This is a genomic window from Kurthia gibsonii, from assembly GCF_006539985.1.
In the GTDB taxonomy this organism is placed as follows: Bacteria; Bacillota; Bacilli; order Bacillales_A; family Planococcaceae; genus Kurthia; species Kurthia gibsonii.
In genome coordinates this window covers 1-5,039 of record NZ_BJOB01000083.1, presented here as the reverse complement: position 1 = coordinate 5,039, position 5,039 = coordinate 1, and the positions used below count along the sequence as shown (strand labels likewise).

Annotated in this window: 4 protein-coding genes and 2 pseudogenes; 3 read left to right on the top strand and 3 right to left on the bottom strand. The window is 36.9% G+C overall.

Annotated elements, in window-relative coordinates; genetic code table 11:
* Positions 1-210: hypothetical protein (locus tag KGI01_RS13985; protein ID WP_218026255.1), on the top strand; the 210-nt coding region annotated here is incomplete at its 5' end.
* Here the strand turns inward: KGI01_RS13985 and KGI01_RS13400 are convergent.
* Positions 142-350: pseudogene (locus KGI01_RS13400) on the bottom strand (DUF3955 domain-containing protein). The gene KGI01_RS13985 and the pseudogene KGI01_RS13400 sit on opposite strands and share 69 nt — an antisense overlap.
* A gap of 50 nt (positions 351-400) precedes the next feature.
* Positions 401-1,429 (bottom strand): helix-turn-helix transcriptional regulator, encoded by a 1,029-nt coding sequence (locus KGI01_RS13395; protein ID WP_141275094.1) that lies wholly within the window; start codon positions 1,427-1,429, stop codon positions 401-403.
* An 86-nt stretch (positions 1,430-1,515) separates the two neighbouring features.
* On the opposite strand from KGI01_RS13395, the gene KGI01_RS13390 reads away from it, so the two are divergent.
* Positions 1,516-1,995, top strand: a complete 480-nt coding sequence (locus KGI01_RS13390) for a GreA/GreB family elongation factor (protein WP_141275093.1) — start codon at positions 1,516-1,518, stop codon at positions 1,993-1,995.
* A gap of 8 nt (positions 1,996-2,003) precedes the next feature.
* Here the strand turns inward: KGI01_RS13390 and KGI01_RS13385 are convergent, their stop codons facing one another.
* Complete coding sequence (locus KGI01_RS13385) at positions 2,004-2,585, bottom strand: DUF1643 domain-containing protein (protein WP_141275092.1); 582 nt, start codon at positions 2,583-2,585, stop codon at positions 2,004-2,006.
* A gap of 1,021 nt (positions 2,586-3,606) precedes the next feature.
* Between KGI01_RS13385 and KGI01_RS13960 the strand changes: the two are divergent.
* Positions 3,607-5,039, top strand: a pseudogene (locus KGI01_RS13960) (hypothetical protein); the annotation flags it as partial.

The window sequence follows — 5,039 nt, the reverse complement described above, 5'->3', positions numbered from 1 at the left end:
TTTCAATGGCCAGGATTCCCTTTCGCGCGCGGATTTTTCCCTTTCAACCACACCGATTCCCTTTCGCGCGCGGTTTTGTCCCTTTCAACCAGACTAATCAAAAATGAGACCTCGCCTTTGATACGAAGTCTCATTTTAAATTTATATATTTACTTTTTGATTTTTACTCATAATGAAGCGCAATGCTATCCAAATAATGCCGATGAATAAAAGCATGAAACCGATTGGAATCAAAAAGAACGGTTCTTGTAATGTTCCATCAGCTGCTACTCGTGATCCGATTAAATTGAAAGTTAAAAACTTAATGCACCTAAAATGATAGGTAATAAAGGTAATGTATATTTTTTCATATAGAGGTTGCTCCAATGTATTTTGTTATTCCTCTATATAGACTTCTATTTTATAGAAAAGTTTCTTTCTGTTTTACACGGTTGCGGCGTAGCCCATCTTCTAACATTTCTTCGATCTCCACAGCTAACTTTAATGGTTCGATTTGATCGATTGAAGAAATATATTGCATGAGCCAAAACTTAATACTCTCGCATGACGTATACACTTCGACTTGGAAATATTCTTCATCAATTGGTTTGATTGTGACATCTTCACCGAAGAAGTCAATTACTTGACCAATGCTATACATCTTGCAGCGGAATCGAATATATTCAGGCATTCCACCAAACATATACGCTTGGTTTCGCGTGTAGTCTGATAAATTCGGAATATCTTTCAGCTCGCCAACTGCTTCATCAATCATCGTCACATCACGCATTTTATCTACGCGCATGAAACGCGGCGATGTACTATCATCATAATAATACATGAGATAATATTTATTAATTTGCCAGATTAGATAGTATGGACGGATTTTTTTATAGCCATTATTTTCGTTTGGGCGACTCGGTACAAGCTGTTTATTCACGTCGTATTTTAAATATTGTAACGTCACTTTTTTTCCTTTTTTAATCGCTTCTGTTAAGACATCTATATTTTGAAATAATTGTTCATTATATTCTTTTTTATCTGTTGCTTTAAAATGAAGACGTGGTTCGAAAAAGTTCTTCAGATTCTGTCCGACAACGATTCCAAGCTTTTGAATTAAACTTCGACTCTGCTCTAAATCGATAAAGCGTGAAGTCGCAACGGCATCACTCAGTAAATGCGCCTCACCAGATGAAATCGTTGATTCTATATACACTTCTCGATTCGGCGTTCGTACTAAACGAAACGAGACAGTCTGTTCGTATACTTCTGAAATTAACTCTAAATCCTCGAAATGATCGTAAATTGTACGTCGATTTGGTGCTTTTTCAAGTTCAAATACTTCCTGCACTTTTTTAGCTACTTCCGTTGCATTCATAGGATTTTCTTTATTAGAATACTGCTTTAATACATAGTATGTCAGAAATAATTTATTTTTAGTTGGTAACATTTTTCTAAATTCCTTTCAAGTGTGTAAAAAAATGCACATGCTATTTTATATGATAAGCGTAACATAGTGAATAAGGATGTGGCGAAATGGATACGTATTGGTTTTCTAAAAAAACATTTGAACAACTTCAAGTAAAATATGAAACCCTACAATTTTCTAAAAAAGAACAATATGATTTGTTAAATCAAACGATTCAAATGGATCATAGTTCAGATGATCTAACAGAAGAGTTTTTAAAATATAAAGAAATTCAAAAAACGCTTCAACAGCTTGACGAGGTTATTCAACATTCGAAGATCATTGAAGATTCTCCTACCTATCAAAAGCGACTACCGAACGAAGTCCATGTGGGCACAATTGTCACACTTCAATTTAACGAAGAAGAGTTATATGAATATACAATTGTCGGATATGGTGAAGGCGATTTACAAAAAAATCATCTTTCCTATACGACCAATCTTGCACAGGCAATTTTAAAACGAAAAATCAACGAGTGTTTCATTTTTGTACAAAACGGATTTGAGCATCGCGTAAAAATCCTCGATGTTAAACCTCAATTAAACTAATAGATTTTTTATGTATGAATAGGTAATATTCCTTCAATTACTTTTTTTTGTGGTGTATCGGGTTGTCCGTTTTTCGTAAAAGAAGGTGCGTGACTATAACGAAAAACATAAACATTCTTTTCTTTTTGCCACATTTGAATGAGATGCATCACATATTGAAAAGTCTCATCAAATTGGCGATTTGGGATGTAGTATGGGCGATCCCCCCACGCAAGTACAAATACGTCGCTATTCATCAATCGCTCGTGAATAAAGCGTCGATTTTTCTCCATTACTTCTTCCAATCTCGGATCAACAATTAATTCTCGTAGTTGCGTAGCAGTCGGCACGTGATAGGGAAAAAGCGTCACAAACGATATACTTTGAAAGTCCTCTTTACTTAAAAATCGTACCATCTGATTCGTCATCGCATCGGAATATTGCTGCTCCGCTCCCATCGGATGTAAGTGTATAACGGTCACCGTCTTTTCCGACTCACTCTCCATATTATCTAATGTCAAAACGTAACGAAGCAGATGCCGTTCTCCATCAATCCGAATGACATCGCGCTCAATTAAATCTACAAACGTATTTTGAGGATACCTCGCCATTATATACACACTCCTTTTTCATTTATTATATCAAATATATGGAATCCTATGGGTAGACAACTTTCTGTAAATGTTCAATTAGCAGATGACCTGTTCCTTTGGACGAGTGACCCAATTTTGCCCTCGAATGACCCGTTTGATCGGGCGAATGACCCGAATCGAACAGCGAGTGACCCAACTCCTTCTCCGAGTGACCCATTTTGCCAACCGAATGTGCGAATTCACACTAGACTAGTCAACTCAAGTCCTCTTAGATTACTCAAAAGCCTTAAAGAAGGTGCGGTAAGCGAGCAATTTAGTCTTTTGGACGAGTGACCCGTTTTTGCCACGCGAATGGCCTGTTTGGACATGTGAGTGACCCGAATCGAACGGCGAGTGACCCAACACTCAAGTCGAATGTCCCGTTTCGCCACACGAATGTTCGAATTCACATGAGCATAGTTAACTCAAGTCCCCTTTTATTACTCAAAAGCCTTGAAGAAAGTACGGAAAGGGAGCAATTTAGTCTTTTGAGCGAGTGGACCATTTTGCCACTCGAATGACCCGAATCGAATAACGAGTGACCCAGTTGATACAACGTCACTGCCGATTTTCGATGCGACAGAACCACTCGAAGACATCTTCTAAAAGATTCTCTACTTAACACGACCTGAACATATTCAACAAGTATTCGTTCAAGGTGAATGCGTACACAAGAAATAAATTGAACGCTCAATCGATTCAGATTGGGCGTTTTTTATGCAGTTTTTTCCTTACCCTGAAAATGTCCATGTTATAAAAATGTAATTTTTAATATTTAATTGATTTATTTAATAACTTTTATAACGAAATATACTATATATCTTTTTTTTATATTATCTTTTTTCAAAAAAGACCATTTTATAATAAAAAGTCGAAAAAATGTTTCTTTTTTACTGAAATATAAGGTAAAGTATTCAGTAAGCGATTATTTTTACAGGTTAAATAGAACTACTTTTCTGTAATATAATTGTCACAAACAATTTATTAGGAGGCGTTTTATTTGGTAAAGTACAAACTCAAACCACTTGCAACAGCTGCACTTAGTTCAGCACTAATCGTTTCTTCACTTTCAGGGTTCGCGACAACTGCAGACGCTGCAACGAAAGTTCAAAAAGCGAAAGATGTAAAAATTAAAAAAGGTAAACTCGTAAAAAAATCAAATGGTAAAGTCATCAAAGGTTATGTGTCATACAAAGGCGTAATCTATAAAGATGGTAAAGTATTTACGGGTGTTTTAAATAAAGCGTATTACAAAAAAGGTAAGAAAGCGACAGGCCTTTACAAGTCGAAATATTACAAAAATGGCGCTCTTGGTACGGGTATTTATAAAAACCATTACTACAAAGCAGGATCTCTTGGCACTGGTACTTTCAAAGGTAAAAAATATGCAAAAGGTAAGCTATTCACAGGTCTTTCTGGCAAAACTTACTACAAAGCAGGTGTACTCGGTACAGGTAATTACAAAAATAAAAAATATGTAAAAGGTAAGTTATTCACAGGTCTTTCTGGCAAAACTTACTACAAAAACGGTGTACTCGGCACTGGTTCATACGAAGATCATTACTATGTGAAAGGTAAATTAGCTACAGGCGAATTCGATGGAATTTTATATGAAGCAGGTAAACCATTCACAGGTGAAAAAGACGGGATCTTCTATAAAGACGGTAAAAAAGATGAAGATCAAACAAATAACAATAACGGCGGTGGTGAATCGACTGGCGGTGGCGGTTCAACTGGCGGTGGTGAATCGACTGGCGGTGGTTCAACTGGCGGTTCAACTGGCGGTGGTTCAACTGGCGGTTCAACTGGCGGTTCAACTGGCGGTGGTGAATCGACTGGCGGTTCAACTGGCGGTTCAACTGGCGGTGGTGAATCGACTGGCGGTGGCGGTTCTGTTACTGAAACAGTTGACCAAAAATTAGAGAAGTTAGCAGCGGCTCAAGAAGAAGTTAAAAAAGCTAAAGAAGATTTAGATGCATTATTAAATCCAACACCTGAGAAACCTGTAACAACTGAACCAGCTAACATGAAAATCGCAAAATTAGTAAAATTAGATATTGCACCTAGTGACGAACAACTTAAAAAAATCGAAGCAGCACGTGCTAAATTAGCAGCAGCTACTGAAAAACTATTCGCTGCTATTAAAGCAGTTGAAAATGAAAAATTAACAAAAGATCAAGCAACTCAAGTTCAACAAGCAACTGTTGTTGCTGTTGCTGCTGTGACAGCTGTTGTTAAATCTTCTTCTGGAGAAAATGATCCGCTTTTAAACAATTACAAGGAACTAATTACTAATGTTACTAAGGTGGCAAAGAATGCTGTTGAGTCTTTATTAAATAAAGAGGACAATGCGCTTGCTAAAGATGTAACGCAAGCTCAAATTACTCATGCTAAAAACTTAGTTACGGCGCTTCCGCAAGATCAGGTAGGAGA